A 4478-nucleotide genomic window follows, 5' to 3' on the forward strand; every position below is an offset into this window, starting at 1 on the left:
GTGTTTGATGGTGCCGACGAGGTGACGGAAGAGGACGAACCGGACCAACCGGAAGCCGAATCCGACGATCAAGACATGTTCTCCACGCTCACCCGTGTCGGGTTCACGGTTCACCCCACGAGCAGAGCGCCGTTCCGGACGGTCAGCGAGGACGACCGTGAGGACCGCGTTCTGACGAGTCACTCGGCGTTCACTCGCACGGCCGAAAAACGCGCTCGGATCATGAGTTCCATCAGCCACGTCGCACGGACCCATTCGGTCTACTTCGTGGACAAGGCGCGACGGGAAACCGTGGATGGCACTGCACTGGTCGAACGCGAGGAAGTCGAGGACCTCGACGACGCCGACGAACTTCAGAAGCTGATCCGCGAACGCGCGGAAGCCTGATAACGTGTCCCTCCCCCGACACACTCACCAGTTGCATAGTGAGCGTCAAAAATCCGTATTTCCCTATCGTTGAGACGACGGTATCAGGGGGTACACGATGGATCTCCCCGTTTTTTGCTCGATACGCGACCTCTGATGTGCTTTTACGCGCCGTACGTCTCTTCGAGATACTCGTTGATGTCGTCGCTTTCCGGCATTCCTTCGACGCCGTGTTCTTCATCCACCAGTACCGGAACCCCGGTCTGGCCGCTGATCTCCTTTACTTCCGTCCGCGCTGAATGGCTTCGTGGGACGGAATGTGATTCGTACTCCAGTCCGAGTTCGTCGAGTTTGGACGTGACTTTTGCACAGAACGGGCATCCTTTGAGTTCGTACAGTTCGAGGTTCGGCATACGAACGCGTAGGGAGGTGGGAAATAAGAGTGTGGTGTTCAGGAGAAAACCCGCTGGTTTTGAAAGCGAACTCCGCTTCAGACGTTCCCTTTCAGGAGGTCACTCGTCCGGACGAAGAAGTAAACGACGAACGCGGCGGCGAGCATCCAGTGTCCGGGCCGGATGTCCTCGCGCTTGCCCGCGGCGAGTTTGACGATGGGGTAGGAGACGATGCCCGCGGCGATGCCGTAGGCGATGGAGTAGGTGAACGGCATGACCAGAATGGTCATCCCGGCGGGGACGGTGTTGGTGATGTCGTCCCACGCGATGTCCACGACGTTGCCGAGCATCACGACGCCGATGACGACCAGCGCGATGTGCGAGGCGTACTGGGGCACTGCGGTGGCCAACGGGACGAAGGCGAGCGAGAGGAGGAACAGAACCCCGATGACGAGCGCCGTCATTCCGGTGCGACCACCCTCCTCGACACCTGCGGCGGATTCGATGTACGTCGTCACCGTCGAGGTTCCCAGCATGCCCCCGACCGTGGTCCCGATTGCGTCGGCCATTAGCGGCTTATCAACGTCGGGGAGGTTGCCCTCCTCGTCGAGGAAGCCGCCGACCTGTCCGACACCGACGAGCGTTCCGGCGGTGTCGAAGAAGTCCACGAAGAAGAACGTGAAGACGATGAGTCCGAATGAGAACAATCCGCTGACGGAGGCCAAATCGTGAGCGCCGAGACCGCTCACGAACGCTCCGGCGACGGGCGTGATGTCGTAGGTTGCACCCGTCATCGTCGGGGTAAGGGTTCCCGGCGCGACGAGGCCGAACCACTCGGAGGCGTAGCCGATGAGCGTCGTCAGGCCGATACCGATGATGATCGAACCCGGAATTCCGCGTGCGTAGAGTGCGAAGGTGATGAAGAGACCGACGACCGAAACGACCGCGACCGGGTCGGTCGCGACGGGGCCGAGCGTGACCAACGTCGAGGAGTCGGCGGCCACGACGTGCATCGCTTCGAGACCGATGATCGCGAGGAACAACCCGATACCCGTCCCGACGGCGAACTTGACGGGGTCAGGGAACAGACGAATGATGTATTTTCGTGCACCGATCGCGGTGAGCAGAATGAAGAGGATTCCTTCGACGACGACGGCGGCGAGCGCCGTCTGCCACGAAATTCCGAGCGTGCCGACGACGGTGAACGCGAAGAACGCGTTCAGGCCGAGGCCGGGTGCCTGGGCGAACGGTCGGTTCGCGTAGAAGGCCATCGTCAACGTCGCAACCGCGGCGGCGATGATGGTGACGACGGCGAGCATCGCCATCGTCTGGTCGTAGGAATACCCCGCAATTTTGATTCCGTCCTGGATCGGTATATCTGGGCTGTCCGCGAGAAGGGACGGGTTCACGACGACGATGTAACTCATCGTCAGGAACGTCGTTATTCCCGCCATGACCTCCGTTCCGAGGTCGGTGCCGTGCTCCTCGAAGCCGAAATAGTCGGCCAGCAAGCCGGTTATCCCGGATCCCTGCTGATTACTGTTGATGTCCTTTAGCCCCATGATTCACGAATGAGCATAAACGCGAATACCTACTTAACAGTTACCATAGTATCTGGGCATCTATACGCAATTATGCATATGTCAAGTTCCAATTCCGGTTTGAGAGGGAAAAATTAACACAACGGTGCTTATCGGTACTCGGTACTGACGACCTCACTCGAACGACGCGAGCGCCCCGACCGGCGCGTCCGTGCGCTTCTGTGCTCGCTCGATGCCCTCCGTCCCGGCGGCGATGAGCGCGAAAACGCCGCTGACGTCGGCGTCGGCGGCCTCAGCGATGTCCAAGAGCAGTTCCTGTGTCTCGCCGGAGCGAATGAGATCGTCCACGACGAGGACGGTTTCTCCGGGGGCGATGGCCGAGGAGGGGAGATAGTACGTGAGTTCGATACCGGAGGCGAGTCGCTGGCGCGCCTCGATGAACTCCTCGACGGCGGTCTCCTTCGACTTCTTCGCGTAGGCACAGCGGGCACCGAAGTAACTCGCCATCGCGGCGGCGAGGGTGATGCCGTCCGTCGCGGCCGTGAGCACCACGTCGGGCAGTTCGAAGTCGAACGTCTCGACGGCGACGGGTGCCACGAGGTCGAGGAACGACTGGTCGAAGACGACCCCGGAGTTGTCCACGTAGCCTTCGGGGTCGAGTCGGGTTCGTGCCTGTAGCTCTTCGGCGAGTTGCTCACGCCCGACGCCTTCCACGACCGCTTCCGCACGGTCGGGACTGGGAAGGACGTGGCCGTTAACGTAGCGATTCAGATCACCCGCCGGAAGTCCCGTGACTTCCGCGAGTTCGTCGTAGGTTCGGGTCTCCTTGAGCATTCGGAGGACTGAGACGGCCTGTAGTTGGAGATTGGCCTTCTCTGCTCGGTTCATACCCATCTAGTCATCATCGTGCAACCTTGAACACTTCGATGATAGTTTGCCGCTGTTTAGGCACACCTATGTTGGTTCGTCTGCTATCGGGTCAGTCGAGGAAATCCGGCCGAAGCCGCTTTTCGCCGTACTCTCCGTCCAGATGATTCCGGAAATCGGCGAGTTCGACCGCTCCCCGCTGTCGTTCTTCCCTGTCGCGCACCGAGACCATCCCCGATTCGGCCTCGTCGCTCCCGACGATGACCATGTAGGGAACCCGGTCGTCGTGGCCCGCCCGAATCTTCTTTCCGAGCGTCCAGTCCCGCTCGTCGACTTCGACGCGGTACGCGCCGAGTTCGTCCGCGATTTCCGCCGCATACTCCGCTTCATCGTCCGTGATGGGAAGGATTCGAACCTGCTCGGGTGCCAGCCAGAGCGGGAACTTCCCCGCGACGTGCTCGATGAACACGCCCATGAATCGCTCCATCGACCCGAGGAGCGCGCGGTGGACCATCACCGGCCGGTGTTCCTCGTTGTCCTCGCCGACGTAACTGATGCCGAGGCGTTCGGGTTGCACGAAGTCCAATTGTACCGTTCCTATCGTCCACTCGCGACCGATGGCGTCCTCAACGTTGATGGCGATTTTCGGCCCGTAGAACGCGCCCTCTCCCGCCGCGATTTCGTAATCGAGTCCCTCGTCCTCCAACGCGTTCCGAAGCGCCTCGTGTGCTCGCTCCCATAACTCGTCGTCGCCGATTGCGTCGTCGGGTTTCGTCTCCAGTTCGAGATGGGCGTCCAAGCCGAACACCTCGTACATCCCGTCGATGACCGACAGCGTGCGGGCGATTTCCTCCCGAATCTGGTCCTTGCGAATGAACGCGTGACCGTCGTCCTGCGTGAATCCCCGAACGCGCAACATCCCCGAGAGTTCTCCCGATTGTTCGTTCCGATAGCACATGCCGAACTCCGAGAAGCGAAGCGGCAGGTCACGATACGAGCGTCGCTGTTCCCCGTAGATGTACGCGTGATTTGCGCAGTTCATCGGCTTGAGCCCGTACTCGTGGTCGTTTTGCTCCCACGCGAACATCTCCCCTTCCTCCTTGAAATGGTCGTAGTGCCCCGACTTCTTCCACAGTTCGGCGTGGTTGAGTTCCGGCGTCTTCACCTCGTGGTAGCCCAACTCGTCGTTCTTCTCGCGGACGTACTCCTCCAGTTCGCGGCGGACCGCCATCCCGTTCGGGTGGAAGTTGACACACCCCGGCGAGTGGTCTGGCACCGAGAACAGGTCCATCTCGCGCCCGATTTTCCGATG

The 4478-nt window shown here is 60.7% G+C and carries 4 protein-coding genes and 1 pseudogene; 1 reads left to right on the forward strand and 4 read right to left on the reverse strand.

Features of this window, described 5'->3' with window-relative positions; all coding sequences use genetic code 11:
- Positions 1-387, forward strand: a pseudogene (locus tag WBV42_RS03685) (transcriptional regulator); the annotation flags it as partial.
- Between the two features lie 143 nt (positions 388-530).
- Here WBV42_RS03685 and WBV42_RS03690 read toward each other — a convergent pair.
- The 4 genes from WBV42_RS03690 to thrS all read right to left on the reverse strand — a co-directional run.
- A complete protein-coding gene (locus WBV42_RS03690; protein WP_253233903.1) occupies positions 531-779 on the reverse strand; it encodes a glutathione S-transferase N-terminal domain-containing protein in 249 nt (82 codons plus the stop codon).
- Between the two features lie 77 nt (positions 780-856).
- Positions 857-2320 (reverse strand): NCS2 family permease, encoded by a 1464-nt coding sequence (locus WBV42_RS03695; RefSeq protein ID WP_423984836.1) that lies wholly within the window; start codon positions 2318-2320, stop codon positions 857-859.
- A 153-nt stretch (positions 2321-2473) separates the two neighbouring features.
- Positions 2474-3187: a phosphoribosyltransferase family protein gene (locus WBV42_RS03700; RefSeq protein ID WP_423984837.1), complete on the reverse strand. Its 714-nt coding sequence runs from the start codon at positions 3185-3187 to the stop codon at positions 2474-2476.
- Positions 3188-3278: 91 nt separating this feature from the next.
- On the reverse strand, positions 3279-4478 hold a 1200-nt coding region (thrS, locus tag WBV42_RS03705), incomplete at its 5' end, for a threonine--tRNA ligase (protein ID WP_423984838.1).

Origin of the sequence: Haladaptatus sp. (genome assembly GCF_049589095.1) — an archaeon.
Taxonomy (GTDB): Archaea; Halobacteriota; Halobacteria; order Halobacteriales; family Haladaptataceae; genus Haladaptatus.

Excerpts from the sequence above, each read along its gene's own strand:
- WBV42_RS03695 (WP_423984836.1), bottom strand. The coding sequence starts at position 2,320 with ATGGGGCTAAAGGACATCAACAGTAATCAGCAGGGATCCGGGATAACC.
- WBV42_RS03690 (WP_253233903.1), bottom strand. The coding sequence starts at position 779 with ATGCCGAACCTCGAACTGTACGAACTCAAAGGATGCCCGTTCTGTGCA.
- WBV42_RS03700 (WP_423984837.1), bottom strand. The coding sequence starts at position 3,187 with ATGAACCGAGCAGAGAAGGCCAATCTCCAACTACAGGCCGTCTCAGTC.